The following is a 26,996-nucleotide window of genomic DNA, read 5'->3' as shown; positions in this document are numbered from 1 at the left end:
TCTAATCCACTGCTCTCAGCCACCTAAGCGTTTTATTAGGGTTGGGGCCAAAGCCCCTGACCCTGGGGATGCTGTCGGTGGTTTTTCTTGTCCATTGTAAATATTGTACTGTACTGTCCACCTGATCATCATAACGGGCTTCTGGGAACATTAAAATCTCATACTCAAAATCATTGAGCCATACCGCTTGCTGTGGCAGAAAAACCCTGCCAGACTCTATCACCGGAACAATTTGATAAAATCGAGTGAGTTTGTCATTGTGTGGCACTATTTCAATAATCGGTAGATCGCTATTTGCCTTTAGCTCTTGTGTTAATTGTTGACCACTTGTTTTTGCTTCGATCAAAATTGCGTGTGGCGTCCATCTTGCAGCTAGTGACAGAACTTGCTCTTTAAGCTTTGGATACTCAAGCTTTGCCCGATATACATCAAGTAAATAGAATTTATTATCTATTTTTGCCCAGGTGGTGCAGACGCTAAAGTCGCTGGAATCGTTTGTTGAAACTGCAGTGTCCCAGCTTTGAGTTACATGTGAGAGATTATCAGGGAAATTTTTATAGCGCTTTAGCCACTCTTGTTTTATTATACCACTTGAAAGCGGCAGGGGGTTTTGTTGATATTGAGCAGCAAAAGCGTAACTCCCGAGTTCAACTTTTATCATCTCAACTTCTTCTCTTCCTCCCTCCAGGGGATATAATAACTCATTCTCTTCTCTTGAGTATAATACTCTTGCAGGTAGTGTCATTCCAGCACTTGATGCTGGAATCCAGTCTTTTGCGGTTGAATTTTCTGGATCCCAGTGTCTGGGCACTGGGATGACAGGAGGGGGGGTTGGAATGACACCAGTATGGTTATTAATTGAATAAATAACCTCCTTATTTTCAGAAATCATTGGCAAACAAATGTGATGCCATATGTTTTTTGGCTTGGATAAGAGGTGCCCTGTTAAGTCTTCCAGGTGGAGCCTATGCATCACAAGCACAATTACTCCTTTTTTTCTATCGTTGAGCCTCGTTACCAAAGTCTGATCGAACCAATTTGTAACACGCTTTCTAAACGTTTCACTCAAAGCTTGGGCAGGGTTAAGCGGATCATCCACGATGATGAAATCTCCACCTTCACCGGTTAACGTCCCTCCAACTGATGTTGCGATTCTAAATCCTCTCTGCACTGTTTGGAATTTATATTTAGTGTTCTGGTCTTTGGATAATTTTACCTCTGGAAATAGTTCTTTATACCAATCAGATTGCATTATGCACCTCGTATCGAGCGAATGTTTTTCGCTAAGCAACTTAGAATAACTTGCAACTATTATTCTTGCAGATGGCTGATTTCCCAGTATCCACGCGGGCCACGCAACACTAGCACATATGGACTTCATTGAACGCGGAGGCATATTGAATATTATGCGCCTTACTTCGCCAGCATTCGCTGCTTTCAGCCTGTCTTCTATGACTTTTATGTACTGATAATCATTATACTCACATCCCGGCACCACCGTTTGAAAGCACAGTTCAATGAATTTTAGAAAGTTGATTTTATTCATGAGGATTGACTCTTTTAAAGATTTTATGTATTATGAAATTGATGTAGTGAGAGTTAAGACGTGAAAGAAACAAGAGAAATTAAAATACAAACTAAGGAAGAGTTTGTAAGAACTCAAAATGGGATGAAAATCCAAAAGATAATAATGCCTAGTAAAGATGTAGATCAACGGAATGGAAAGCATCTAGTCTATTTTGTAGGTGGAGGGAATCGTATTGTAAAATCCAAAGAGTTGGATTTGCAAAATTGGCAATGGGCAACAGACCGAGGAATTACTGTACATCTCTTTAACTATCCTGGCTTGGGCAAGAGCAAAAACTCTTTTACGTTTCGTAACGATAGAGTTGAATCAGGCATTGTAGTTGTCACTGATTTGTTAAAAAATGGTATAAAGCCGGATAATATAATATTATTTGGGGATTGCTTTGGCGGACATGTAGCTGCAGAGGTTCATAAAAATTTTAAAAATAATGATATACATTTGAGGTGTGTTGTTAGCAACGCTGCTAGTTCACTCAAACAAGCCTCTCTTAGTTCACTCAAACAAGCCTCTCTTTACTACTTTGGTTTTATAGCAAAATTAAAAATTCTTCTTGCTCCGATAATCAAATTAGTACTAAAGATTTTTGGTTGTCATTGGAAGACACATAAAATCATAAATTCAATTACTCCTTATACGATGTACTTTAATCGCGAAGGAGATAAGACAATCAAACAATCAGCGCAACTTGCAACAAAAATAGAAAGAATAGAAAAAAATGGTAGAAAGAAAAATTACCAAAAAAAAGAAGTCTTCGAAGGTTTTGAAGAGAATGAGAAATTTTTCAAGCAACATACAATGTTAATAAAAAATAATGAATGTATTGATCCTAAAAGGACTAACAAGGGCATTCATGGCTTGCCTATTAAGTGTTTAAAATCTTCCAACAAAGTTAGTTACACTTTTCCTGAATTAATCAGTTTATATATTCAAAAGACAGATTCATACTTTGCTGAATGTGGCTCACTAAACAGCGAAGAGAAAGTTGAAGAGTTTAGAAAAAGTAAATTTTATGAAGATTTTTCTGGCTGTACAAGTTCAATGTCGAAAGTAAATATTACGGCAGCAAACCGACACCCTGCAGGTAGCTATGAGTCAACTATTTCTTCAACTTTATCGAAGTAAAGAATTGATTTCCATTGCGGTAAATAAGCAACATTATTGAATCTTTACCGTTTTTCTTTACTGCTGAATCAACTTGTTTTTGAAAATCATTAATATTTTCTATATCGGTTCCATCTAATTGGATAATGATGTCCCCTTTTTTAATACCACGCAGCGTGGCATTACTGTTACTATCTACATTAGTAACTATCACACCTTTTGTAGGATTACTTTCTTTTGATTCTTTTGGCAGGTTTGAAACAGTTAAACCAGTTATGTAATCGGATGTTGATTTATTTTCTTCTTGATTATTACCTTGACCATCATTTGCAGATTCTTCAATCACAACCTTAATATTGACCTCTTTGCCCTTTCTAAGTAACTTAATTTGTACTTTTTTTCCAGGTTCAGTTCTTGAAACCATTTGAGGCAATTGTGTCATTCTATCAATTTTTTTATCATCAAATTCTAATAATATGTCACCCACCTTAATTCCACCTTTTTCTGCAGGGCTATCCTTTACTATACTTGCAACCAGTGCACCTTTTGTATCTTTTAAACCCAAAGACTCAGCAAATTCTTTCGTTATAGGCTGAACTTGCACACCAAGCCAACCATGTTTTATTTTTTTGCCACTTTTTAATGTGTCAATAATTGACATAGCTAAATTAGATGGTATAGCAAAGCCTATACCCACGTTACCGCCAGACTCAGATGGGGAATAGATAGCGGTGTTAATGCCTATAACTTTTCCATTTAAATCAAATAATGGCCCTCCAGAGTTGCCTCTATTAATTGCAGCATCAGTTTGAATAAATTCATTCATAGTGCCGATACTAATGTCTCTGGACCTTGCAGATATAATTCCTGTGCTTACAGAGCCACCCAAACCAAATGGGTTACCTATTGCCATAACCGTATCACCAACCCTTGCTTTATCAGAATCACCAAATGCAACAGAAGAAAGATCTTTATCAGAATTAATCTTAAGCACAGCAAGATCAGTTCTTGCATCATAGCCTAAAACTTCTGCTTTGAAATAAGTATTATCGTTCATAGTAACTGTGATATCTTTGGCATTTTTAATAACGTGATAATTGGTTACTATAGTTCCACCTTTATCTATAATAAACCCAGAACCAAGCAACACCACCTCTCTGTTAACACTAGGGCCCCTATCCATAAAAAACTGATCAAAGTGCTCAAAAAACTCTCTAAAATCATCAAAAAAATTATTTCCTGGCATAGATGGAACTCTAGTTCTGCTGTTATTTTCTTGTTTGATGATTTGTTCGCTTGAAATATTTACAACCGCAGGAATGAGTTCTTCCACTAAATCGGCAAGTCCTTGATTACAGTTGCATGCAGTAGTGCTAGCATCAACGACCTTTTTTGCATTCCAATCAAACATATTAGCATGCGAAGAAAACGCAATTAGAAAATATGCAAATATAGATAAAATAAATGCCTTACTTTTCATAAATTATTTCCATCCTTTATTTAAAATATCTAAAAAGGTATTGTTTGGTGAAAGTACAAATTTAGTATTATTTTCGGCAAATGATTTACTGTAAGCGCTCATGGAGCGATAAAAGTTAAAGAACTCTTCATCAATCTTAAATGCCTCATTATAAATTCTAGTTGCTTCAGCATAACCACGGCCCCTTGTTTCATATGATTCTTTTACTGCACTGGAGATAATTTCCCTTTTTAATTTATCAGCTTTTGATCTAATTTCCTGCCCCGCTTGCTCTCCTTCTGCTCTAATTTCTTTTGCTTCTTTTTCCCTTTCAGTTTGCATACGGCGAAATATTGCAGAACTATTTTCTTCTGGTAAATCTGCTCTCTTAATTCTTACATCTATTATTTCTATGCCAAATTTTTCAGCTTCAGAGTAAACTCCGTGCTGAATTAACTGCATGACTTCTGACCTTTTTTCATTCAGCAAACTAATCAACGAAAATCTGCCTATATTTTCTCTTATGTGTGCTTCTATAACCGGATATAATCTTCTAACCAGCCCTGATTCATTCCTCACAGCCTGGTAAAAAGTAACAGGATTCGTTATTTTATATTTTGCATACGCATCTACTATAATACGTTTTTGATCCGCTGTTATCACTTCCCTTGGGGTTTTATCAGGACTTAGATCTAAAACTCTTTTATCAAGAAACTCTACACTATTTATGAATGGTAACTTAAAATATAAGCCACTTTCCCTAACATCCCTTACAACTTTACCCAGTTGTATAACTATAGCTTGCTTTGTTTCTTGTACAACAAATATTGAATTAGATAAAACAATCAATAAAACAACAAATACAGAAACAAAAATGATTTTAATATTACTACTCATGGTTATTTCCCTAAATTTGTAAGAGGTAAATAAGAAAACATACCTTTCAGATCATCAGTTACAACAACTTTGTCTACCTTACTGAAAATATTTTCCATAGTTTCAAGATAAATACGATTCTTAACGAGAGAAGGATTCTGTCTATATTCCTCATAAAGAGATAAAAAGCGATTTGCATTACCTTTTGCTTCATTTATTACTTCATTCTCATATGCCTCTGCATCTAATTTTATCTTTATCGCTTCACCTTTTGCTCGAGGTATGATATCATTACTATAAGAATATGCTTCGTTTATAGTACGCTCTTTATCTGCACGAGCACTTTGCACATCTCTAAATGAGCTAATTACTTTTTCTGGTGGATCGATTTTTTTCATTTGAACAGATAAAATCTCTATGCCCATTTGGTATCCATCAAGAATCTGCTGCAATAGAATTCTAGTATCTCTGGAAATTTCGGCTCTCCCTTGACCTTCCAGTGCAAAAGAAATTGTATTCTTACCTATTATCTCCCTCATAGCACTTTCAGCAGCGTTTTTAACGCTTAAACCAGGTTGATGATCCCGCACTTTGAATAAATAGTCCTTAGCATCTCTAACGCGCCACTGAATTTCGAAGTTAACGTTGACTATATTTTCATCTCCAGTTAGCATCACACCTTCACCACGATCTGTATCTCGTCCATAAGAACCGCTTACACCAATTTCTTCACGATTTACTTCCTTAACGTTTACTTTAAAAACCTTACCAATAGGATAGGGGAAGTGATAGCGCAAACCGGACATCTCTGTGTTAGAGTATTTACCAAAGGTAAGTTCTATGCCTTCTTCACTGGGGTGAACAATATAAAAGCCAGTGCAAGCATAGAACAGCAAAATAATGAAAATGATAAAATAAGGTTTTTTGCCCCTGTTTCTGGTTAATCCATTAAGAAAGAACCTTATATCAGATACAGCTTTACTTAAAATATCTTCATTATTAGGAGTTTTGTTCCCTATCGATTTCTTTCCCGGATTCCAAGGATTATTCTCATCAAACATAATGATTGATTCTATAATTAATACGCTAATATTACTCATCTTATAAGAAAATGCAAAACTATTTTATTTATAAATTAATTATCAGGATGGAAAACATGATCATACACTTCCTTTTCTCTATGTAATATGGTCGATTCTATGGAATTTTCTGGCTTTTTTTTGAATTCTTTATTGTCACTCTTTAAGTGCACTACGTCTTCGTGAAGGTGAGAACAATAATGAGATAACAAAACCATTATTATTAAAACTGCAATAATTAAAAGGGTGGGTATCCTTTTTGTGCACCTCATAAATACTCTAGCTCGAAGAGCCCTTAACCTAATTTTCTACGCTTCCGAAAAACATGTCAAGCAGAATTATTCAAAGACAAATAAATACTGGCAGCCAAATTAACACTAACTTAAGAATCGAAGGTGTACAATATAATATATTTAATTAATAGTGAGGTTTAAAATGTTACCTGATAAACAAACAAATTTAGTTTCTAAGGGGAAGCAACAAAGTATATTTGCTGGAACTTTTAGTAAGTTATTTGAGAATAAAGAGAGCAACATGTTTGATAGATTCTCTTCTGATTTGTCTTCAAAGGAAAAAATATTAGCAGTAAGTGTAGCAGGTGCGATATTTGCTTCAGCACTTCCAATTGTGGCAGTTGCCTTACCACTTGCTGTACCAGGTGCAATAGTTGCCCTAACTCTATTTTTTGCTTATAAAGCAGTTGAATACACATTCAAAGGGCTCAAATGGTCAGCAGGAAAAACAGTTGAAGGGGTGAAAGATATTGGAAGAGAAATTAGAGGTGGTGCTGTGCATGCTAGGGACTCAGTAAAAGAAGCTGTAAGTTCTGTGGGACAGGCAACAAGAGAGGGAACTAGTTCTGCATTAAGAGCAATGGGGGATGGCGTTCAAAAATTTGGGAGAAAGATGAGTAATGGTGGTGCGAGCATGTCTAGTTTGGATGCCATCCCATATTCAATAGGTAACGAAGGTCAAACTGTTGTTTTGAAAACAGAAGAAAAAACAAGGAATTTCAATAGTGTAAAGGAGATGTTTATTAAGGAAGTTCTTGAAGACAAAGCCGTGAATAACTCTGCTTTAACTAAGGAAATATTTTCTAAGTTGGGAGAAAAAATATTAGAGAAAGCTTATTCTGTTGATGGTCAACAAAGTGTCAAAAAGGACCAGTTGATCAACCGGTTGAAACAGCAAGTAGATTTTGTCAATAAATTGGACGCTAAGAAGTTGCAAAATTTATTATCTAAAGATAATAACAATCTTTATGAAATTTTCTCTGAACATCACGATAAAATTAAGAGGATTATTGGAGAATGTAAAAGAGAATACGAATTTTATCAATCTGTGGGGCGTAACAACGCAAAAGACGCAGAAGAAAGAAAAGCTAGTAAGTCTTCTTCATTCTCACCAGTCTTTTCACTGGGAAGAAAAGACTCTACACAATCAACTAGCAGCTTGTCAAAAAGCAGTTCACTAGACTCTGTAAGAACTGAAAGTACTGCTAGCAGCGAAGCGGAATTGTTAAATCCTGCGGAGCATAAAGAAGTAAAAGCACCTTCTTCATTTAGAGAAAAAATGCCATCATGGCTTGGGGGTAAAAAAGCACCGAAAGAAACTACTGACGTTAAATATCAAGTTCTTTCTGAATCAGACACGTTATCTGTTGCTCAACCGAAGCTACCAAGAAGCAATTCACTAAATTCTATAGGAACTGAAAGTACTGCTACTGTCTCTGATTCAGATTCTCAGGACTTTGTAACAGTAGATCCTAATCGTCTTAGAAGAAGCAGTTCATCTAGTAGCTTAGGTGGTAGTTCTTCTAAGCTTACTCCAGTTGATCCACCAAAGGTGCCTGGAATTCCCTCTCTGAACTCTTTAAATGATGGAGTGGTGGCAGCAATGGAGAAAAACTTAGAAGAATTTAGTTCAAGTGCTAAAACTGAATCTACACAGAGTTCTTTGAGTAATCGTAATGGTTCTGATAGTGGATTCAATTCACCAACTTTCTCTCCAACACACACAATGTTTACTAACGAAGATGGCAAGGCAAAAACCCAAGCTGACTTAAAAAAGACAGGTTATCTGAATAAACTGGTGGGACAGCCTTCTACGAAAGTAGGTGAAAATAGCGTTCATCATCCTGCAAGTGTGAAAACGAAATAAATAAAACTACTTACTTTCTCTAAAAGGATGTTACTCAACGAGTAACATCCTTTTTTGTTTTTTCTAACTGAAGGTTTGACCATAGAAATTTTCTATAGCTAGTACAGCTCTACGTCATACCGCCGCGGTATCTCGGCATAGATTCTGCTAACTATAGTAGTTTCTAAAATGAATGATAAATTTCCATTATGGTATTACCAACTAAAAGCTGCAAGTCTGTATAGTGGTGCATTAGAGGTCTGAGGCGACTTTTGATGGTATGCCAATAGTATTCTATAGGATTCAAATCTGGTAAATATGCTGGAAGGTACAACAAATGACAGCCAAAAGACTCTATTAATGACTTTGTTTTAGGAGTCTTATGAAATATAGCATTATCCATAACTATAGTTGTACCACGCTTTAACTGTGGCAGTAATATCTCACGCATTAAATACTTCTTTCTCCCGTGAAAGTTATTGGTGCAATGAACTTCTCATCCGCCTATTATACTTACTCTCTCTCGCTTTTTTCCAGAGCATATATTTTTTCTCCTTTTGGAGCTCGTCCATATTCTCGGTATAATCTATTATCAACTCCTGCTTCATCTATATATAAAATGCTAGAGTGGTCTATTTTTGAGATTTTATCGGTAAAGCGCTGCCTATCTTCTTGACTACGTTCTGTGACTTTTTTTTAAGGTTATTTTTAGCTGTTTTAACCTATACCAAATTGAATTTATTCCAAATCCTAGATTTTGTTTCATTTCTGCTAGCTGGGTGTTTTTTGACATATTCTTTGAGTACTTCTGGATCTATTTTTCGAATAAAACTTCCATTCTTTCCTGCCTCCAGGCTTTCACCGTTTCCTTTCTTTTTCAGCCATCTGTACAAGGTTGCAATTCCTATTTCTAGAAGATCTGCTACTTCAGATTTTGACTTCCCTCTTTCCACCAAAGAGATAGCTTTCTCCCTTAAGTCTACACTGTATGCCATTACTTACCTCATATTTCATTAATTCCATATTATACCTTTATCATTTGTTTTAGGAAATACTATAGTAGCGGAATGACGAATTTGTCGTTTTTCAAATTGTCGGTAAATCTAAGTCAGTTTAGCTATAGAATGAAACAAAGATGGTATGAATTCCTCTATGGCCATTTTGATATAGGTTTGAGAGCTCTTTTTTTGGTGATATATAACAATAGAGTCGAGCAAGCCTGAAGGGTATTTGCAGAGTGTTCAGCCAGTTTCTTTTTCTTTAAAAGATGTAGTAGAAACGTTCAAAGAAGAACCTTTGAAGTGGTTGACTAAAATAGACTATTCGCTAGACTCTGTGGACAAAATTTTAGAGAAGCCAAATGAGAGCCTACACGAAATTTAAAAAGCCCATAAAAACTTCAGAGGTTTTGTCAAAGCGAGAGAAAAGACTTTTAAGCCTCTTATGAGTAACTATTTATCACGCAGTTGATCTATGGATATAATACTACCGTTTGATAATTTTTCAGTACATTTTTCACTTTTGTATTCTTTATCAGAATCGATACTGATTTTGTCAAATATTAAAACATCTCCTGAAATTTTATCACGAAACTCACTAATAGCAAAAAACGGTATAGTAATTCGCTCTTGTTTTCCTTGAAAACTCAAACTGACGCTAAATTTATCCTCAGAAACTTTTAAATCATAGAATTGATGCTGTAATATAATAAGCATTTGAGTGGGGTATGACTTTTTCAAACGATCTGGCATGGTCACACCATTAAAATATGTGAAAAATAATATTTCTAAATGAGGGATAAAACCATTACCTGATATAACATCTAAAGTCTTTTTGATAACTTGAAACTTGGCAGAATTAAGCAATTTTTTGTAATCTGTTTGCTCCATATAACTTCCACATACGTAAATTTTTGGGGAACTTCTGTTACCCGGCGTTCCCTAAACCGTGCTTATAGCAATGAAGTTATAGTGCTTAAATTAAGCAGCTATTGCAACATCGTCTTCAGCAGCAAAATTATCGTTTGCATTTAAATTATGAACTCTTAGCGGTGGTGTCTAACCGAGCAAAGCTACCATCTTTACTATGCATGTCGATCCTTATTCGCCCCCATATAAATTAAAAAACATGGTGGAGGCGCCGAGTACTGCCCTCGGGTCCAATACACCTATTACAAGGTAATTTTATTGCTATAGTACACAAAATATACATAGCTATTATATAGCAACATTAAATAAATGTCAAGATATTATGACCTTAAGTTGATTTATTGCTAAAACAAAATTAAGATTTCCAGTAAAAAATTCTGTGACCTTACCCAGAAGGTATGAATTAGGTATTGCTTGGTTGGAAGCAAGAGAAGATAATCACTTTTCAGAGTGGATAGGTGGCAGGTTGGCACTTTTTCTGAGTGTTCTTGTATAAAGTATATGAAAGAAGACCTCGTTACTCAGATTCTGCCACCGGTGAGGCTCACAAAATGTGATGACCTCGTATAGGAGTTTGGACCAACCAGTACTCTGATATATTGAAATGTGCAATTGGAGGAAAAATATGCGTCACATAGGCATTATACCAATAGTTTTACTGTTTGTTACTTGCAAGAAGGAAAATCGGAGTATATTCAAACGTTTCGCTTAAAAGACTTAAATAATTTTATCAGAAATCTTCAAGAAACAGATGAAATAGCTAACAGGCAATAGCTGTTTTTTTTATGACGCAGTGTCACCTTATGTTAAGAGCGTGGTCTCCTGGACAGTTTGAAGTTGTTCGTTGCTCTGTGAACAAAACGGACAAGCAAGATGCGCGAGCTATTGCTTTTTTTCTAAGCAAAGGTATGTTGCCTGAAGCAAAGCAAACAATGCAAGCAGTTAGCTTCTCTTCTTCAAACAAGAGACCAGTTACGGGTATCTTTAATCAATAAAATGCATGGTCTTTTTAATTACCATGGGATAAAAATTAAAAAGGAAGCACTTACAACTAAGGTGGGTGCTATTGGAAAGTATACTTGGGATCCTTTAGAAAAGGTTGAAATTGAAGTAATTAGCTATCATTTGGAAGCTATTCGGGAAATCTTAAAAAACTTGAGAAGGAAATTATAGCTTTTGCCAAACAGCTTCCTGAACCTTATCAGCATAAAAGGAATTGGCCCAATTTCTGCAGCTATTTTTATTGCAACAATTGGAGACATTAATGATTTTCATAGGCCTGAGAAACTTACTGCATATTTTGGAATTGTGCCACGAGTTTCTCAATCTAATCAACAGTGCACGATCGGAACAAACGTGATATTCTTTAGTGCAGTGTACTTGAGTTGCTATACGCTTATCTGAACAGCTTATGTAAAAAAAAAGCGTGGTTCTGCTAAGGCTATTATTGCTACTGCCAGGAAATTTCTTACAACTATTTTCTATACTCTTAAAAATGACTGGGTTTTTAAAGATTTCACAAAATTTGAATTTTTTATTGGACAACAATCATAGGAGAAAAAGTAGAGAGAAAGTTAAGAAAATTTTTTACAAAAAGAACGATGAATCAAAATGTTCAGGAATGCAATAATTAATAGCAGAATGCCTACGCTATTTATTGTAAAAATTTCTATGTATTCAAATATGGCAGTTCTAGTTTGTTGAGCGAGAAGTATCAATAAGCAGCTCCCTTTTTAGTGAGCTTTTCTGCAACAATAACAACAACCTTTATGACTCATGCTAGATACAATATTCTTTATACCCAGTAGATATTGATAATTCTTTGAAGTATATTGTGAGCCTTGATCGCTATGTAACAGTAGATTTTCAGGGGGTTTGCGTTTGTTAACAGCCATAAGCAAAGAATTCACAATTAATTATTGTATTACTCATTAACTACCATGCGTGAGAATTATTGCTGCCAACAGCCTCCCTTGGTTTTTATGTAAGTAATCCCACACTTTATTTGGCTGATCAGTAGTGAATTTTTGATCCAATATGTTCGGAGCTATAACTCTATTGTCTGTTTGCCGTTTTTTAACCTTAAACCTTCGTCTAAGTTGGGCTTGAATACCATTTTCCTGCATAACACTTTCCACTGTTTTGATGTTATAATTTTTGCCTAAAGCTTTTATGTATTTTAGACGCTAACTATGGATTAGAAAAATAGTAAGAGAGGAGGGAAAAAGAGGGTAAACTCCAGTATTTTAGCGATAATAGGAGGTTACCCAATGAATAAGAATATAACACTGTTTTGTAGATGATTATTGTAAAATAATAGATGAAAATTTTGCAAGCAGACTACTGCCAAGTGGCAAAAAACCTACCAGAGTGCCAGAAATAACGTATTCTGAAATTATAACAATAATTCTACTATATCAGCAATCTAGATATGAAAATTTTAAATCATTTTATCAATACTATCTAAAGTTATTACATAAGTCAGACTTTCCAACACTGCCTTCATATGATAGGTTCATTGCGTTAAAGCCGCGAGTTTTATGGTATTTAGCGATTTTGCTGCAATGGTTAAGCAAAAGAGACAGTATATCGATTCAACACCTATCGCAACATGTTATAGGAAACGAATCTCAAAAAACAAAGTTTTTTCCGGAATTGCTGAAATAGGAAAAAGCACTTATGGTTGGTTTTATGGTTTTAAATTACATATGGTAATCAATGAAAAAGGTAAGGGGTTACTTTGACAAAAGGTAATGTTGACGATAGGAAACCAGTTCCAGACCTGACTAAAAAATTAGCGGGTTTATTATTTGGAGATAAAGACTATATTAAAAAAGATCTATTTTTTTGATAGAAATCTCAAGCTTGTGACCAAGATAAAAAAAGGTATGAAAAATGTATTAATCTCGCTAAATGAGAAGATTTTTCTGAGAAAAAGATCTATCATTGAAACCGTCTTTGGTTACCTAAAAAACAGATTAGATACCCGCCATAGATCTCCTGTTAATTTTTTAGTTCACATTTTTTCCACCCTTATTTCATATTCTTTAAAACGGAAAAAACCTTCTATTTCCAACACTTTCTTCATCAGCTAATCCATAGTTAGCGTCTTGACTACTTGGATCCAGAAAAATTGATTGTGCACTATACAACATTTTCGATCAAAAGCTGGATTCCAGTGGGCTTTGTTGCATAGCACCTTAAGCAGTGATGGTTTACGACAAATTTATGTAATGATTTCAAATTTAGCCATACCAATATCAGTGAATTTGTTGAGCAAATAGCACTTAATTAGTAATTCTTTTTCACGATTTACTTCAGATTTATTCCTAAAGCTAAATCCAAATACTTGCTTCAACCTTGAGAAAAATCCTTCTATGTAAGATCTCTTTCCATAAATTGCTTCCTTTTTCCACTCTTTTACACCATCTTGTCCATATAATTTTATTAACCTAATAGCAGCATTTCTGTCAGACATATAATCTATTTTTGAATGTTCTGCTGCATCCTTTTTTGGTAGAACTTTTGTCTTTATATCGTATTTCTTACACAATTTATAAAGTTTGTGCCTATCGTATGCCCTATCTGCATATAATGCTTTTATTTTGTGCTGAAAATTAACTTCTTCAAGCAAATCGCAAGCTCCATAGTGGTCAGAGTAGACGCCATTACTGTATCTTGCAGCTATAGCTTTTTTACTATTCACACTTAACATAACATGTAACTTTCTTACTTGCTCGTAGCTTCGGTACTTTCTATCTGCACTGTTTTCCTTACTGTGGCCAGGAGTGTTACTGTAAATGCTGATACTTGTGCTATCTATGATAATTTCAATATTTTCCATGTTGCTTTTATCAACCCTGCAATCATTTATCTTAATATTAAGTTTTTTAAACCTTCTTGATGCTTGTGAATAGCTGATAACTGCCAAATTTTTTCCTATTTGTTGCAGATATCCTTTTATAAACCCCACCGTTTGTCTTAAACCAATTCTAAAAAGATTGACAATTATATGCACCAAAATTACGACTTTATCACTGTAAATATAGTTGCCGCCCTGCATTTTTGGACTATTTTCATACCAATTTTCGATAGCTTCATCGATGTAACGAAAAATATTTCCCCTTTTTTCAAGGAATTTGTTATATTCGTTTTGGTTACTGACTTTCATTTTCTGTGGCATATTTTTTCTTCAACAGTTAAATGGTTATTTATAATGAATTTTGTCAGTAGCCACCAGATTTTTTCGGTTGCTATGCAACAAAGCCATTCCAGTGTCAAGCACTGGAATCTGCCACGTAAATTGCCCGCAAATTGCAATGTTCGTACAGTTATGTGTCACGCACTGGGATGACAAAAGAAGGGGCTACTCGGATGACACCACTTTTGCTTCAATATTTGCGATGCTCCTGAACAGACAATGGCGTCAACTTAAGGGAAAATATCAGTGATTGTGTGTAAAATTTCTCTCTAAATTTTTTATCATTAAATTATCCAAAGAGTGCAAGAAACAGCACTTTTGTTTCTATTTTATTTCAACAAAAAAGTTTAAAATGTGTCCTTTTTAGACGAGACGTGCAGAAAGGAAAAAATCTTATTTTACAAATTAAAAATACAATATACTCAAAAACTTTTCAGAAAATCCATAGGAGGGTTTGCTAATGAAGGCTCTTAAGTTGACGCCATTGCCTGAACAGATACCAGCAAAGAAAATAGCAAAGATAGAGAGTATCGCGGCTATAAACAAGTAAGAACAATTGCACATAATGTTGAGCAAACAAGTCATAGCTACAAAATACAGTAATGGCGTTTACTCTGATCACTATGGAGCATTGGGGAAATTTGATGTTAAATATGCTATAAAAGCACTATATGCAGATAGGGCATATGATAGAAAAAAGCTCTATAAGCTGTGTAATCAATATGGCATAAAAACGAAAATTCCTCCGAAAAACAACGCAGCAGAGCATCCAAAATTGGATTATATGCTTGATAGAAATGCCGCTATTCAGTTAATGAAATTACATGGTGAGAATGGTATAAAAAGATGGAAAGAAGAAGTAAATTACGGAAAAAGATCGTATATTGAAGGATTTTTCTCAAGGTTGAAGCGAATATTTGGGTTTAGTTTTCAGAATAAATCTGAGACAAATAGAGAGAAGGAACTACTTATTAAATGCTACTTAATGAACAAATTTACTGCAATTGGTATGCCTAAATTTGAAATAGTCGCATAAAATTATTTACTCTGGAAAAAACTTACGTTGCTATGCAACAAAGCCATCCCAGTGTCGGCTACTTTCATGACACCACTTACTACGCAAATTACCTGCAAATTGCAATGTTCGTACAGCTGTGTGTCAAGCACTGGGGTGACATCTTACTGGTGGACTCAAATTGCAATGTTTGTACAGTTGTGGGTTTAGGCTACCTATAAATTCTAAACTGTTGTTACGTATTAGGACCACCAACCCAGGACCCAAAGTCAGTTTAGCTATATCAGAAAACAGGTTATGTGGAAATCTTAAAATACTTCTTGTTCGCCAAGCAAAATAAATACATTCCTATAAACAAGCAGATGCTCAATACTGACACATAAGAAAACTTAAAAATTAAATCTCTAATATATATTGATAAGCATTTACCTGCAGAAAATTTGTATAGTAATCCAACACATACAACGGCACTATCAACAACTGATGCTATAATTAAAGTAATGAAATTTGCCATATGAAAATTCAACTTGGACTTCAATTTTTCAAAAATAATTATGCTTGAGAGAAGAGAGACTAAAATTGCAGTATATGAAATCAATATCATCAAATTAAAACTTTGCCATTTAAAAACACAACATAGCGCTGTACACACTATTAAGCTGTACGTAGCTTTGCTTTTGCCATAAAATTCAACCATTGAATTTACAACTAAAGCAGCTCCCACAAATAAGGCAGCACATATCATCAATTTATTTGAAGTGTTGAGTAAAGAAAGACTGATAAGCAAGAGTATCGATAAAATAGACATAATCAAATTTAATAACATACATTTATTTTAAGTAAATATTGCACATAGTGAAAGAGTTATTTAGCATAATCAAAAAAAATATTTTAAACTGACATGCTATAGCTAACCCAAGAAAGGTTTTCCTACGTCATACCGCCGCGGTATCTCTAGATCCCGCTAACAAGCAGCGGGATGACGAATTTGTCGTTTATCAAATCGTCTGTAAACCTAAGTCACTTTAGCTATATAATAACTATTTCCCAAATCTTTCAGATTTACTTTTAAAACATCCTTTATGTTTAGCACCTTTTTCTCTGTTACTTTGCCAATACATGAATAAACCGCACCTTCAAACAATGCTTCAAACCTCTTCCGATTTTGTGGTGCAATAGTAACCAAAATTCTACTTTGCGATTCAGAAAACATTGTTATCTTGTTTATTATACCTGTATTTTGTATTTTTCCTATTGGCACTAGTGAAAGATCGATTTCAGCACCAAGGTCTCCTGCAATTAGCGATTTTGCCAGAGCAATAATTAATCCGCCCAAGTTTGGTGCAATTGCAGAGGCAATTATGCCATCTTTTATTGCCTGGTTGTAACATTCATACAACTTTCTAGCACTTTGTGCATCAACTTTTGGTACGTTGTTATTACCTATTCCACTATATAACTGATATTCAGATCTACCAAGCTCATCGTGGGTTGTACCAAGCACATATATCAAGTCCCCCGGCATTTTCACATCAAGCGATACCGCACTTTCAATATTCTCTATAACTCCAATTGCTGAGATGAGTAATGAAGGTGGTGCAGATATCATCACTTTCTCGCCATTTTCGTCATATCCCTTAAAGTCGTTAAACATACTATCTTTTCCGGATATGAATGGTGTTTTAAATGCAGTTGCAAAGTCGTAACAAGCCTCTGCAGCTCTCTTTAGTTGCCACAGCCTTTCTGGATTATAAGCATCACACCAGCAAAAATTGTCGAGCAACGCTAGATGATTTATATTTCCTCCTGCGGCTACATAGTTGCGTATCGCGGTGTCAATTGCACATGCTGCCATGTGGTAGGTGTCAATTTCTCCATAACTCGAGCCAAACCCCTGTGATTTCACAACACCTTTGTTTGAAGAAAAGATTGGCCTTGAAACAATAGCTTCACTGCACACTCTTCCCTTGCCCTGCAATGGTTTTAGCACTGACGATCCTTGAACTTCATGGTCATATTGCACCACTATAAACTCTTTGCTGCATATGTTTGGTCTGCTCAGCATTTCTTTTAGCTCGACTTCTAAAGATGCTGGATTTGTTGTCATTCCAGTGCATGGCGCTAGAAGCCCCTTAGACCACGGCTTTGTCTGTAAATGCACTTTGGGATTACCATCATGCAGAAATTCAGTTTCGATGTCCATTATTGGTGGAGCAGAAGAGAGTTGAACCTTAGCCCTCTTGCTATCACTGAACTCTCCAATCACACAAACCTCCACATCATGTTTTTTCATGATTTGCTTAAACACAGGAAGATTTTCTTCTGGCACTGCTAAGGTCATTCTCTCTTGTGATTCTGATATCCATATTTCCCACGGAGCCATACCATCGTTTTTAAGGAGAACCTTGCTCAAATCAACTTCAAATCCGTCTTTTCCCATTTCACCAATAGACGATGATAGACCGCCTGCTCCATTATCCGTTATTGCATTGTAAAGATCAAGATCTCTTGCTTCCAAGGCGGCATTGGATAATTTTTTTTGTGTTATAGGGTCACCAATTTGCACAATTGTTGAAGGGCTGTTTCCCGACAAAGCCTCTGAAGAAAATGTCGCACCGTGAATTCCATCTCTTCCAACTCTTCCACCAATAATTACAATCTTATCGCCGTTTTTAGGTCCTTTTATGTGTGAAGGTGCATTATTTATACTGCGCGGAATAATTCCGACACTTCCAACAAAGACCAGCGGCTTCCCACAAAATCTATCGTCAAAATATACCGACCCAAGTTGTGTTGGAATACCAGAGCAATTACCAGCAACATTAACGCCATGAATCACTTCTTTCATTATATATTTCGGCGGTAAGATCTCATCAGTGTGCTCTTTATCCCTATAAAATTTGCCTTTTGCTTCTTTGGCAAAGCAAAAGTAATAGGTATTCATTATAGGCTCCGCGCCTTTCCCGAAACCCACTATATCACGATTAACTCCAAGCACTCCGGTCATTGCTCCACCAAATGGATCAAGAGCTGAAGGGCTATTGTGAGTTTCAACTTTATCTACAATCAAGTAATCGTCATCAAAAATTATTCCCCCTGCGTTGTCGGAGAAAACTGACACGCATATGTCAGAATTTATCTCACGCGTTGCACGCTTAATATAATGAGCATATAGACCGTCTTTTATTTCATCAATAGGAGAGCAAAAAATATTGTGTTTACAATGTTCGGACCAAGTTTGTGCTAGGGACTCAAGTTCAATATCATATGGATTTCTATTAAGTTTTTTAAAGTAATCCTTTATAGCTTTCATTGCTGCCAGAGAGAGCCCTAAAGTACCATTGCCATCGATTCCATCTCTACTAATTTTTTCAAGCTCTTGGTCACTTACATTGAGGTCAACAGACTTAGCCCCATTACTACTTGATGTCATCCCAGTACTCTCTTTTGTCATCCCAGCCCCTTCTTTTGTCATTCCAGTGCTTGACACTGGAATCCAGTTTTCATTATACAATTGCTTGAAGTTTCCTGGATCCAAGTACTGGATGACACCAGGTGAGGCATTCGATTTACCATAATACTTCCAACGGCAATTGCTGTTTTCTTTATAAACAAGAATGCAATACTCAGTGATAGGGTTGAATTCTTGTTTTATATCATCTTCAGTTGCTTGACTTAGAATCAATTTTGAACTTCTTGCTTTGATATAAACATTTTCATCAATGTAGTTCTTGTTTATTAAATATTCTCTAACAATTTGTTTCACTGTGTTGCCTACATTATCGGTCATGCCAGGTAAAAAGCTTATCTCCAAGCCCCACTTTGCTTGTGGCTCTATAAAATCATATTGAACTTCTTCAAGGTTTTCATTGTAGGAATAATAACGGCAGTCTTGTATGACTTTATTATAAAATAGCCCGCAAATTTCTTCATATAATTTTGGTGGTAATTCTTTGTGTATATAAATCGAGTAAACGTTGACTAACCATCTGTTACCAACTTGTTCACATTTATTTAAAACTTCTATTCTAATGTTTGTCATATAAAAGATTTTAATATATAATAGCATACAAGCACATTTATATTTTAAATAATTTCTATACAATAAAATATTGTATTAATTGTTACTGTTAGTGGGAAGAGTTTTTACTGTTAATGTGGATGAATCCCTTTTTGATGTGCTGGTTCAGCACATATTTTCTGAATATGAAAGAGAAAAAATTCCTGAAGTAAAGATCATACTTCCTTGCAAAAGGGATGTAATAGCGCTGCTGAGTGCGTTCAAGAATTACAACGCTAAAAAATGCATAATTTTGCCAGAGATAGTTTCGCTAGAGAACATCGATGAGGAGGATTTAATATTAAATCTTGATAGAGTTAAAGTTATCAATCCAACAAAGAGGACGCTGCTACTCATTCAATTCATATTGGAGTGGAATAGAAAAAATAATGATAATTTCCCCATTGATTTAGCTTATAGCCTGCCATCATTGCTTGATAAAATTCAATCTACCCAAACAACGGATTGTTATCAATTCGATGAACATTCAAAAAAAATAGAGAATTTCATAAGCTTACTCATTGAGAGTTGGAATAAAATTTTAAAAGATTTAGGAGTAGTAGATATATTAGAACATAAGAGTGATTACATAAACAATATGATAATCTCTTTACAAAAAGACCAACATATAATCTTTGTTGGAATTGGAAAGGATAAGTCGTTAATTAAGGCTATATATGACCTGCCGTTTGGAAAAATAATTTTGCCTAACCTGAATTTGAAAATTAAAGAGAAAGACTGGAAATTGCTTGATAAAAAACACTATCAATATTGTTTGAAAGATTTGTTGGATTATTTAAATGTAGATAGAAGGGATGTGAGTTTTCTGCCAGAAGCGTGTTCTGGTGTCATCCCAGTGCTCCGACACTGGGATCCAGAAAACTTAACTTTAAATGAGCGCACCAGGTGGCTGTATAATGAAAACTGGATCCCAGTGTCAAGCACTGGGATGACAGAAGAAAGGGCTGGGATAACAGGAAGTCCTGAGGAATATCTAGATTACGTCTTTGATACAACTGCCGATCTAAGCAAAGTTAGTAATGGACATATTGGCAATATTGAAGTCATCACTTGTGATTCCAGAGAGGAAGAAGCACAAGTGACATCATTAATTATAGAGAATGAAGGTTATGAAAACGTTTCTTTGGTTGTCTTTGATAAATTACTTGCAGCTCGTATAGCATGTTTATCAAGGCAACACAGTGCCATACCGGAAAATTATCCTTATATAATGCTTCTGCTTTATAGTATCGAAGTTTTGACCTCAAATTGGAGCAGTGTGTCATTACTTTCGCTCCTTAAACATAGGCTAGTGACTTTTGGTTACACTCAAGAAGAGTACTCTCGGATTTTATCTGAATTTGAAATAGAGATATTACGCAACTTTAGTACAAATGGCCTGAGCGATATTATAAATGCTATCAATGCCCATAAAAAGCTAAAATATAAAGAGAATATATTGCTTATTATCAATAGGTTAGAGGTTATATTTAATCTTTTATTTAATTCTATAAATTGCCCTATTTCTGATGTGGTGGCAACTCATTTGCAGTGTATTAATATGCTATCTGGTATAAATTTTTCAGAGCTAAATAGTGAAATAGGTAATTTTACCTGTAATTTCTCAAATGCATGTGAGGGTATAGAAATTAAGTGCTCCTTAGAGTTATATAGCCAAATTCTGACTTTATTTTTAGAGAAAGAGTTTTTCTCTGTAGCAAGTGACTTGAATAAATTCAGCTTATATCACAACAAAGTTGTAATACTTGCTGGATTTAATGAAGCGCCAAGCTTTCAAAGTCCGCTTTTGAATGCACTTACGAGAGAAAAATTTAATCTTCCTTCTGCGCAAGAAGAGCAGGGGTATTTTTTTTATACTTTACACAATTTGTTTTGCGCAAGTAAGGTTTATATTACAAGATCGCTAAGCCATAGAAAACCAATTCTATTGCAGCGTTTGGAAATTCTGCTCAAGGAGGGGAAACAGCCGTATCGTGATTGGCTGAGGGTATTAAATACGCCTGAATGTACTGTTCCATGTACTCAACCTATGCCAAAACCTCAAACCGAAGTTAGAAAAGAAAAAATGCAGGTGATGTCTTGCAGTGCAATAGAAAAGCTAATTCGTAATCCTTATTCATTTTACGTTGAATATATACTGGGCCTTAAACAATTAAGAGACTTGAATTTTAAGCCATCGATATTGGAATTTGGCACTATGGTACACAACATTCTTGCAAGATATTTACGCAACAAAAAATCGCTGATGAGCATTGCACGAGAAGCATTCTCGACTAGTCAGTTTAATTTTTCAAATATGTGGTGGGTAAGACTGCAAAGGATTTTTGTCGAATTTGATGAGACTCGAAGCAATTATGTTGAGTTGGAAAAGAGTTTTACCTGTCCGATATTTCATATTCCAGCGCGTGACGCTGGTTCTTGTGATCAGTATGAAACTGCTGGGATGACAAATAGGCCACAAGAAGTTTCACTGACAGCAAGATGTGATAGAGTTGAGTATCTACCAAGTGGGCAAGTAGCAATTATAGACTATAAACTTGGTTCACCACCTTCCAATGAAGAAGTTATGTCGGGGTTTTTTCCGCAATTAATTTTGCAAGCTTTAGCGGTAGAGTATGTGACCGGAAGGGAAGTCTCAGAACTTGCTTATTGGAAACTTGATTATGATAAAATAAAAGTTATTTCTTTACGAGATTATAGACAAAAAATGCAAGAATTTCAGAATGATCTGCCAGATTTTTTATCTAATTATTTAAGAGATACTATTCCCTTTATTGCCTCTCCATATTTTGATAAATTCCTGAGATTTAACAGCTATAAACAGCTAGAAAGGGTAGGGGAGTGGTTGTAAATGGTGTCATGTAAGTAGCTGACACTGGTTCACTCTATAATGGTGTCATCCCAGTGCCCAGAGGTGTCATCTCAGTGCTCCTTTTTTTGTCATCCCAGTGCCCAGACACTGGGATCCAGAAGACTTGATTCTAACCAAGTGGCTGCATAATAAAGACTGGATGCCAGTGTCAGCTACTTGCATGACAGCAGTCCTACGTCATGCCGCCGCGAACCGTCATACCGTCACGGTATCTCAGCCGCTAACAAGTAGCGGAATGACAGCAGTCCTACGTCATGCCACCGCGAACCGTCATACCGCCGCGGTATCTCTTAGCCGCTAACAAGTAGCGGAATGACAGCAGTCCTACGTCATGCCGCCGCAGACCGTCATACCGTTACGGTATCTCTTAGCCGCTAACAAGTAGCGGAATGACAGCAGTCCTACGTCATACCGCCGCGAACCGTCATACCGCGATTCATTCGCGGTATCTCTAGATCCCGCTAACAAGTAGCGGGATGACGAGATGCCACCGCGAACCGTCATACCGCCGCGGTATCTTAGCCGCTAACAAGTAGCGGGATGACGAGATGCCACCGCGAACCGTCATACCGCCGCGGTATCTCTTAGCCGCTAACAAGTAGCGGGATGACAGCAGTCCTACGTCATACCGTCACAGTATCTCTAGATCCCGCTAACACGTAGCGGGATGACGATTGTCAGGCTAGCTGTCATCCCAGTTTGGAATCCAGGAAAAAGAATGGTGTCATCCCAGTGCCCAGACACTGGGATGGCTTTGTTGCATAGCACCTTAAGCAGTGATGGTTTACGACAAATTTATGTAATGATTTCAAATTTAGCCATACCAATATCAGTGAATTTGTTGAGCAAATAGCACTTAATTAGTAATTCTTTTTCACGATTTACTTCAGATTTATTCCTAAAGCTAAATCCAAATACTTGCTTCAACCTTGAGAAAAATCCTTCTATGTAAGATCTCTTTCCATAAATTGCTTCCTTTTTCCACTCTTTTACACCATCTTGTCCATATAATTTTATTAACCTAATAGCAGCATTTCTGTCAGACATATAATCTATTTTTGAATGTTCTGCTGCATCCTTTTTTGGTAGAACTTTTGTCTTTATATCGTATTTCTTACACAATTTATAAAGTTTGTGCCTATCGTATGCCCTATCTGCATATAATGCTTTTATTTTGTGCTGAAAATTAACTTCTTCAAGCAAATCGCAAGCTCCATAGTGGTCAGAGTAGACGCCATTACTGTATCTTGCAGCTATAGCTTTTTTACTATTCACACTTAACATAACATGTAACTTTCTTACTTGCTCGTAGCTTCGGTACTTTCTATCTGCACTGTTTTCCTTACTGTGGCCAGGAGTGTTACTGTAAATGCTGATACTTGTGCTATCTATGATAATTTCAATATTTTCCATGTTGCTTTTATCAACCCTGCAATCATTTATCTTAATATTAAGTTTTTTAAACCTTCTTGATGCTTGTGAATAGCTGATAACTGCCAAATTTTTTCCTATTTGTTGCAGATATCCTTTTATAAACCCCACCGTTTGTCTTAAACCAATTCTAAAAAGATTGACAATTATATGCACCAAAATTACGACTTTATCACTGTAAATATAGTTGCCGCCCTGCATTTTTGGACTATTTTCATACCAATTTTCGATAGCTTCATCGATGTAACGAAAAATATTTCCCCTTTTTTCAAGGAATTTGTTATATTCGTTTTGGTTACTGACTTTCATTTTCTGTGGCATATTTTTTCTTCAACAGTTAAATGGTTATTTATAATGAATTTTGTCAGTAGCCACCAGATTTTTTCGGTTGCTATGCAACAAAGCCCACTGGGATCCAGGAAAGTTTGCTTGTAAACAAGAAAACTAGCATAGAAAGTGGTTACAACGTTTTCGATGAGATTATATGGAAAACTGGATTCCAGTGGGCTTTGTTGCATCGCTACTTATGAAAGGCTAACTATAGCTAGGATTATAAGCAACCTATTGAAAATCTTGTTTTTTTGCAATCAATCTGATCAAATTTAAGAATAGTAATTTATTATTTATATTAATAAACTTAATTCTATTGAAAATAGCTAAAGCATTGAAATTCTTGAATTTTAGCCGGATTAGTGAGTGGTAGTGAAATTTCTTTTACTCAAATTTAGGTATTCACTGACCGTTCTTGTTATAAATACCAGAATAATAAGCTACTGATATTCTCCATCTTTTTTATCTTTAATCCATCATAGCTAGCGATGCAACAAAGCCATTCCAGTGTCAAGCACTGGAATGACATCACAGGGGCACTGGAATGACACCTCTCTTGGGCTCTTTTAGCTATAAACATTAAGAAATTTACCAAATGAAAAAAAAGGCAAAAGAAGCCCTAGTCATTGTCTATTTTCAGTATTGGCGTTTTTTAAAGTCTTAAACACTGCAATTTAGCTGCTTTTAAATGCAACTCACCTTAGTTTAAATGTTTAAGAAATTTACTAAGCAGAAAAAAAGGCAAAAAAAATCCCGTGTTAGCTAGTTGTCACTCTCTAATCCTGCAAATTGGCATACTATACTGTCTTAAACGACTTATAAGCGCGTTTCAGCTTATATAGGTAAAAACCTAGAAATATTGTGAAGACATAAGGTGCACATAGTGCAAAAAATTAAAAATAAGACGCCAACTACGTTGTTTTCTTGCTGTTTAATCTGCACAGATGAAGATAACTGAATACCTTCAGTTTCATGATAAGGGGGCTGGCGGAGGGTGTCAAGCAAGTTTTTGTTTCTATTCTCTTCTATTTGCCATATTTTGAAAAAACGTTTTATTTTACTCCAAAAACGTCTTAACTTTCTCTCTACTTTTTCTGAATAAGGTCACTATTGGCATGACAAACATTCATCGTAGTCAATATCTGTTTTTTGTTGCAATATTTCACTTTTTTTGAATATGTCATGCGAGACCTTATCGGCTCTCTGCATTGATTGTGATCTGCAGTAATATAAGCTCTTCAATCCTTTTTTCCAAGCAAGCATGTGTATTTTGTGCAAGTAACGTTTATGTACGTTGGCAGGTAAGAACAGATTTACTGATTGAGACTGGCAAATATACGAAGTTCTATCACTTGCATGTTCTATAATCCATCTTTGGTCAAGCTCGTACGCTGTTTTAAATGTCAATTTTTCATGCTCACTAAGAAAATCTAAATGCTGAACGGAACCCTCATTTGTTGAAATTGAAGACCATACTTTATCATTGTCTTGATTTTTTTCTGCTAATAGTTTTTGCAAGAATTTATTTCGCACTACAAATGAGCCTGTAAGTGTCTTTTGTATGAATACGTTTGCTGCATATGGTTCTATTCCAGGAGAGGTATTGCCTGCAATAATGGAGATCGAGGCAGTAGGAGCAATAGCGAGCTTGTGTGTAAACCTTTCCATTAGATCAACTTCTTTGGCATCAGGACATGCCCCCTTTTCTTCTGCCAATTTTTTAGAAACTATATCTGCTTGCTCGCGTAAATACTTAAATATTTTTTTATTCCATTGTTGTGCTGTTACTGATTCAAAAGGAACCATTTTGCTTTGTAAAAATGAATGAAAACCCATCACACCAAGACCAATACTGCGTTCTCTGGCTGCAGAATATTTTGCTCGCTGCATTTCATTCGGTGCTTTATTTATAAAATCTTCCAATACATTATCAAGGAAACGCATTATATCTTCTATGAAGAGTTTATTGTCTTTCCATTCTTCGTAGTACTCAAGATTTACGGATGATAGACAACACACAGCAGTGCGTGACTTATTCAGGTGATCATAACCTGTGGTTAAAGTTATTTCACTGCATAGATTTGACATCTTGATGTCTAAGTTGAGCTTTTTGTAAGATTCTGGCTTATTGTTATTTGTTGCATCAAGGAAAATAATGTAAGGTTCTCCAGTTTCAACTCTTGCTGTTAGTATTTTGATCCATATATCCCGCGCTTTTACAGTTGAAATAACCTTATTGTTGTGAGGGCTTATTAAATTCCATTCTTGATCATTCTCAACAGCCTGCATAAATTTATCTGTTACTATTACAGCATGATGTATATTTAACGCTTTGCGATTTGGGTCACCGCCTGTTGGCTTACGTAAATCCAGAAACTCTTCTATCTCCGGATGGAATACAGGAAGATAAACTGCTGAACTTCCTCGCCTTAAGGATCCCTGACTAATTGCAAGCGTTAGAGCATTTTGCACTACAATAAATGGAACAATTCCTGATGTTTTACCACTGCCTTTTACACTCTCACCAATTGAACGTAAATTTCCCCAATAACTACCTATGCCTCCTCCACGTGCAGCAAGCCAAACATTTTCATTCCATAAGTCAACTATTCCCTGCAAGCTGTCTTCGGTTTCATTAAGAAAGCAAGAGATAGGTAACCCTCTCTTAGTGCCACCATTGCTGAGTATTGGTGTTGAAGGCATGAACCACAAGTTGCTCATGTAGTCATAAAGACGCTGCGCATGTTCTTTATTATCAGAGTAGTAATTGGCAATACGTATGAAGAGGTCTTGATAACTTTCATTTTCTATTAAATACCTGTCTGATAGAACTGCTTTTCCAAAATCGGTTAATTTGCTATCCTTTGCGTAATTAATAGTAATGTTATTCATAAAA

Annotated in this window: 22 protein-coding genes, 1 other RNA gene and 5 pseudogenes; 8 read left to right on the top strand and 20 right to left on the bottom strand. The window is 35.7% G+C overall.

Going from position 1 to position 26,996, the window contains the following annotated elements:
• Position 1: 1 nt before the first annotated feature.
• Positions 2–1,546: a phage terminase large subunit gene (gene terL, locus ACJZL1_RS02705; RefSeq protein ID WP_419247450.1), complete on the bottom strand. Its 1,545-nt coding sequence runs from the start codon at positions 1,544–1,546 to the stop codon at positions 2–4.
• Between the two features lie 60 nt (positions 1,547–1,606).
• Here terL and ACJZL1_RS02700 point away from each other — a divergent pair, with 60 nt between their 5' ends.
• Positions 1,607–2,710, top strand: coding sequence for an alpha/beta hydrolase family protein (locus ACJZL1_RS02700; protein ID WP_419247449.1), 1,104 nt, complete (start codon positions 1,607–1,609; stop codon positions 2,708–2,710).
• On the opposite strand, the gene ACJZL1_RS02695 is transcribed toward ACJZL1_RS02700, so the two are convergent.
• From ACJZL1_RS02695 to ACJZL1_RS02680, 4 genes are all read right to left on the bottom strand, one after another.
• Positions 2,685–4,169, bottom strand: coding sequence for a DegQ family serine endoprotease (locus ACJZL1_RS02695; protein ID WP_265025754.1), 1,485 nt, complete (start codon positions 4,167–4,169; stop codon positions 2,685–2,687). The two genes, ACJZL1_RS02700 and ACJZL1_RS02695, sit on opposite strands and share 26 nt — an antisense overlap.
• A gap of 3 nt (positions 4,170–4,172) precedes the next feature.
• Positions 4,173–5,045 carry a protease modulator HflC gene (hflC, locus tag ACJZL1_RS02690; RefSeq protein WP_265025752.1) on the bottom strand — a complete coding sequence of 291 codons (873 nt, stop codon included), beginning with the start codon at positions 5,043–5,045 and terminating at the stop codon, positions 4,173–4,175.
• A 2-nt stretch (positions 5,046–5,047) separates the two neighbouring features.
• Positions 5,048–6,085, bottom strand: a complete 1,038-nt coding sequence (gene hflK, locus ACJZL1_RS02685) for an FtsH protease activity modulator HflK (protein ID WP_265026642.1) — start codon at positions 6,083–6,085, stop codon at positions 5,048–5,050.
• Between the two features lie 74 nt (positions 6,086–6,159).
• Complete coding sequence (locus tag ACJZL1_RS02680; RefSeq protein WP_265025751.1) at positions 6,160–6,321, bottom strand: hypothetical protein; 162 nt, start codon at positions 6,319–6,321, stop codon at positions 6,160–6,162.
• 217 nt (positions 6,322–6,538) lie between these two features.
• On the opposite strand from ACJZL1_RS02680, the gene ACJZL1_RS02675 reads away from it, so the two are divergent.
• Entirely contained in the window at positions 6,539–8,263 is a 1,725-nt protein-coding gene (locus ACJZL1_RS02675) for an actin-bundling T4SS effector WalE1 family protein (protein WP_419247448.1), read from the top strand.
• A gap of 163 nt (positions 8,264–8,426) precedes the next feature.
• Here the strand turns inward: ACJZL1_RS02675 and ACJZL1_RS02670 are convergent, their stop codons facing one another.
• From ACJZL1_RS02670 to ssrA, 4 genes are all read right to left on the bottom strand, one after another.
• Entirely contained in the window at positions 8,427–8,693 is a 267-nt protein-coding gene (locus ACJZL1_RS02670) for a transposase (RefSeq protein ID WP_419247447.1), read from the bottom strand.
• Between the two features lie 271 nt (positions 8,694–8,964).
• A complete protein-coding gene (locus ACJZL1_RS02665) occupies positions 8,965–9,237 on the bottom strand; it encodes a transposase (RefSeq protein ID WP_265025750.1) in 273 nt (90 codons plus the stop codon).
• A gap of 456 nt (positions 9,238–9,693) precedes the next feature.
• Positions 9,694–10,131, bottom strand: a complete 438-nt coding sequence (locus tag ACJZL1_RS02660) for a ClpXP protease specificity-enhancing factor SspB (RefSeq protein WP_265025749.1) — start codon at positions 10,129–10,131, stop codon at positions 9,694–9,696.
• A 22-nt stretch (positions 10,132–10,153) separates the two neighbouring features.
• Positions 10,154–10,490, bottom strand: a transfer-messenger RNA (tmRNA) gene (gene ssrA, locus ACJZL1_RS02655).
• Positions 10,491–10,782: 292 nt separating this feature from the next.
• On the opposite strand from ssrA, the pseudogene ACJZL1_RS02650 reads away from it, so the two are divergent.
• Both ACJZL1_RS02650 and ACJZL1_RS02645 read left to right on the top strand, forming a co-directional pair.
• A pseudogene (locus ACJZL1_RS02650) lies at positions 10,783–11,511 on the top strand (transposase); the annotation flags it as partial.
• A 69-nt stretch (positions 11,512–11,580) separates the two neighbouring features.
• Positions 11,581–11,724, top strand: a pseudogene (locus ACJZL1_RS02645) (IS110 family transposase); the annotation flags it as partial.
• 33 nt (positions 11,725–11,757) lie between these two features.
• Here ACJZL1_RS02645 and ACJZL1_RS02640 read toward each other — a convergent pair.
• Positions 11,758–12,344: pseudogene (locus ACJZL1_RS02640) on the bottom strand (IS3 family transposase); the annotation flags it as partial.
• A 139-nt stretch (positions 12,345–12,483) separates the two neighbouring features.
• On the opposite strand from ACJZL1_RS02640, the pseudogene ACJZL1_RS02635 reads away from it, so the two are divergent.
• Positions 12,484–13,265, top strand: a pseudogene (locus ACJZL1_RS02635) (IS982 family transposase).
• 131 nt (positions 13,266–13,396) lie between these two features.
• On the opposite strand, the gene ACJZL1_RS02630 reads toward ACJZL1_RS02635, so the two are convergent.
• Entirely contained in the window at positions 13,397–14,353 is a 957-nt protein-coding gene (locus ACJZL1_RS02630; RefSeq protein WP_264735368.1) for an IS5 family transposase, read from the bottom strand.
• Positions 14,338–14,490, bottom strand: a complete 153-nt coding sequence (locus ACJZL1_RS02625) for a hypothetical protein (RefSeq protein ID WP_419247446.1) — start codon at positions 14,488–14,490, stop codon at positions 14,338–14,340. Before ACJZL1_RS02625 ends, ACJZL1_RS02630 begins: the two co-directional genes overlap by 16 nt.
• Before the next feature lie 382 nt (positions 14,491–14,872).
• On the opposite strand from ACJZL1_RS02625, the pseudogene ACJZL1_RS02620 reads away from it, so the two are divergent.
• A pseudogene (locus tag ACJZL1_RS02620) lies at positions 14,873–15,407 on the top strand (transposase); the annotation flags it as partial.
• A gap of 274 nt (positions 15,408–15,681) precedes the next feature.
• Here the strand turns inward: ACJZL1_RS02620 and ACJZL1_RS02615 are convergent.
• Together ACJZL1_RS02615 and ACJZL1_RS02610 are read right to left on the bottom strand one after the other, a co-directional pair.
• A complete protein-coding gene (locus tag ACJZL1_RS02615) occupies positions 15,682–16,194 on the bottom strand; it encodes a hypothetical protein (RefSeq protein WP_419247445.1) in 513 nt (170 codons plus the stop codon).
• A gap of 207 nt (positions 16,195–16,401) precedes the next feature.
• Positions 16,402–19,428 (bottom strand): AIR synthase-related protein, encoded by a 3,027-nt coding sequence (locus tag ACJZL1_RS02610; RefSeq protein ID WP_419247444.1) that lies wholly within the window; start codon positions 19,426–19,428, stop codon positions 16,402–16,404.
• A gap of 91 nt (positions 19,429–19,519) precedes the next feature.
• Here ACJZL1_RS02610 and ACJZL1_RS02605 point away from each other — a divergent pair, with 91 nt between their 5' ends.
• A complete protein-coding gene (locus ACJZL1_RS02605) occupies positions 19,520–22,318 on the top strand; it encodes a WPE palindromic element domain-containing protein (protein ID WP_265025735.1) in 2,799 nt (932 codons plus the stop codon).
• A gap of 345 nt (positions 22,319–22,663) precedes the next feature.
• Here ACJZL1_RS02605 and ACJZL1_RS02600 read toward each other — a convergent pair whose 3' ends face one another.
• A complete protein-coding gene (locus ACJZL1_RS02600; RefSeq protein ID WP_419247443.1) occupies positions 22,664–22,843 on the bottom strand; it encodes a hypothetical protein in 180 nt (59 codons plus the stop codon).
• The gene (locus ACJZL1_RS02595; RefSeq protein WP_419247442.1) at positions 22,791–22,937 is read right to left on the bottom strand and encodes a hypothetical protein; all 147 of its coding nucleotides are present in this window, start codon (positions 22,935–22,937) and stop codon (positions 22,791–22,793) included. Before ACJZL1_RS02595 ends, ACJZL1_RS02600 begins: the two co-directional genes overlap by 53 nt.
• 69 nt (positions 22,938–23,006) lie before the next feature.
• On the opposite strand from ACJZL1_RS02595, the gene ACJZL1_RS02590 reads away from it, so the two are divergent.
• Positions 23,007–23,192: a hypothetical protein gene (locus ACJZL1_RS02590; protein WP_419247441.1), complete on the top strand. Its 186-nt coding sequence runs from the start codon at positions 23,007–23,009 to the stop codon at positions 23,190–23,192.
• On the opposite strand, the gene ACJZL1_RS02585 is transcribed toward ACJZL1_RS02590, so the two are convergent.
• The 4 genes from ACJZL1_RS02585 to ACJZL1_RS02570 form a co-directional block, all read right to left on the bottom strand.
• A complete protein-coding gene (locus ACJZL1_RS02585; RefSeq protein ID WP_264735368.1) occupies positions 23,135–24,091 on the bottom strand; it encodes an IS5 family transposase in 957 nt (318 codons plus the stop codon). The genes ACJZL1_RS02590 and ACJZL1_RS02585 overlap by 58 nt on opposite strands.
• The gene (locus ACJZL1_RS02580) at positions 24,076–24,288 is read right to left on the bottom strand and encodes a hypothetical protein (RefSeq protein WP_419247440.1); all 213 of its coding nucleotides are present in this window, start codon (positions 24,286–24,288) and stop codon (positions 24,076–24,078) included. The genes ACJZL1_RS02585 and ACJZL1_RS02580 overlap by 16 nt, the downstream gene beginning before the upstream one ends.
• Before the next feature lie 230 nt (positions 24,289–24,518).
• Complete coding sequence (locus tag ACJZL1_RS02575) at positions 24,519–24,680, bottom strand: hypothetical protein (RefSeq protein WP_419247439.1); 162 nt, start codon at positions 24,678–24,680, stop codon at positions 24,519–24,521.
• 527 nt (positions 24,681–25,207) lie between these two features.
• Complete coding sequence (locus ACJZL1_RS02570; protein ID WP_265035375.1) at positions 25,208–26,992, bottom strand: ribonucleoside-diphosphate reductase subunit alpha; 1,785 nt, start codon at positions 26,990–26,992, stop codon at positions 25,208–25,210.
• Between the last annotated feature and the right edge of the window lie 4 nt (positions 26,993–26,996).

The organism is Wolbachia endosymbiont of Rhagoletis indifferens, from assembly GCF_048537595.1.
Taxonomy (GTDB): domain Bacteria; phylum Pseudomonadota; class Alphaproteobacteria; order Rickettsiales; family Anaplasmataceae; genus Wolbachia.
This window is presented reverse-complemented; position numbering and strand designations above follow the sequence as displayed.

What these genes read in the sequence shown, in the direction of transcription:
- terL (WP_419247450.1), bottom strand. Translation starts at nt 1,546, where the DNA reads ATGAATAAAATCAACTTTCTAAAATTCATTGAACTGTGCTTTCAAACG.
- ACJZL1_RS02695 (WP_265025754.1), bottom strand. Translation starts at nt 4,169, where the DNA reads ATGAAAAGTAAGGCATTTATTTTATCTATATTTGCATATTTTCTAATT.
- hflC (WP_265025752.1), bottom strand. Translation starts at nt 5,045, where the DNA reads ATGAGTAGTAATATTAAAATCATTTTTGTTTCTGTATTTGTTGTTTTA.
- hflK (WP_265026642.1), bottom strand. Translation starts at nt 6,085, where the DNA reads ATGTTTGATGAGAATAATCCTTGGAATCCGGGAAAGAAATCGATAGGG.
- ACJZL1_RS02680 (WP_265025751.1), bottom strand. Translation starts at nt 6,321, where the DNA reads ATGGTTTTGTTATCTCATTATTGTTCTCACCTTCACGAAGACGTAGTG.
- ACJZL1_RS02675 (WP_419247448.1), top strand. Translation starts at nt 6,539, where the DNA reads ATGTTACCTGATAAACAAACAAATTTAGTTTCTAAGGGGAAGCAACAA.
- ACJZL1_RS02670 (WP_419247447.1), bottom strand. Translation starts at nt 8,693, where the DNA reads ATGCGTGAGATATTACTGCCACAGTTAAAGCGTGGTACAACTATAGTT.
- ACJZL1_RS02665 (WP_265025750.1), bottom strand. Translation starts at nt 9,237, where the DNA reads ATGGCATACAGTGTAGACTTAAGGGAGAAAGCTATCTCTTTGGTGGAA.
- ACJZL1_RS02660 (WP_265025749.1), bottom strand. Translation starts at nt 10,131, where the DNA reads ATGGAGCAAACAGATTACAAAAAATTGCTTAATTCTGCCAAGTTTCAA.
- ACJZL1_RS02630 (WP_264735368.1), bottom strand. Translation starts at nt 14,353, where the DNA reads ATGCCACAGAAAATGAAAGTCAGTAACCAAAACGAATATAACAAATTC.
- ACJZL1_RS02615 (WP_419247445.1), bottom strand. Translation starts at nt 16,194, where the DNA reads ATGTCTATTTTATCGATACTCTTGCTTATCAGTCTTTCTTTACTCAAC.
- ACJZL1_RS02610 (WP_419247444.1), bottom strand. Translation starts at nt 19,428, where the DNA reads ATGACAAACATTAGAATAGAAGTTTTAAATAAATGTGAACAAGTTGGT.
- ACJZL1_RS02600 (WP_419247443.1), bottom strand. Translation starts at nt 22,843, where the DNA reads ATGACGGTTCGCGGTGGCATCTCGTCATCCCGCTACTTGTTAGCGGGA.
- ACJZL1_RS02590 (WP_419247441.1), top strand. Translation starts at nt 23,007, where the DNA reads ATGACGATTGTCAGGCTAGCTGTCATCCCAGTTTGGAATCCAGGAAAA.
- ACJZL1_RS02585 (WP_264735368.1), bottom strand. Translation starts at nt 24,091, where the DNA reads ATGCCACAGAAAATGAAAGTCAGTAACCAAAACGAATATAACAAATTC.
- ACJZL1_RS02580 (WP_419247440.1), bottom strand. Translation starts at nt 24,288, where the DNA reads ATGCAACAAAGCCCACTGGAATCCAGTTTTCCATATAATCTCATCGAA.
- ACJZL1_RS02575 (WP_419247439.1), bottom strand. Translation starts at nt 24,680, where the DNA reads ATGTTTATAGCTAAAAGAGCCCAAGAGAGGTGTCATTCCAGTGCCCCT.
- ACJZL1_RS02570 (WP_265035375.1), bottom strand. Translation starts at nt 26,992, where the DNA reads ATGAATAACATTACTATTAATTACGCAAAGGATAGCAAATTAACCGAT.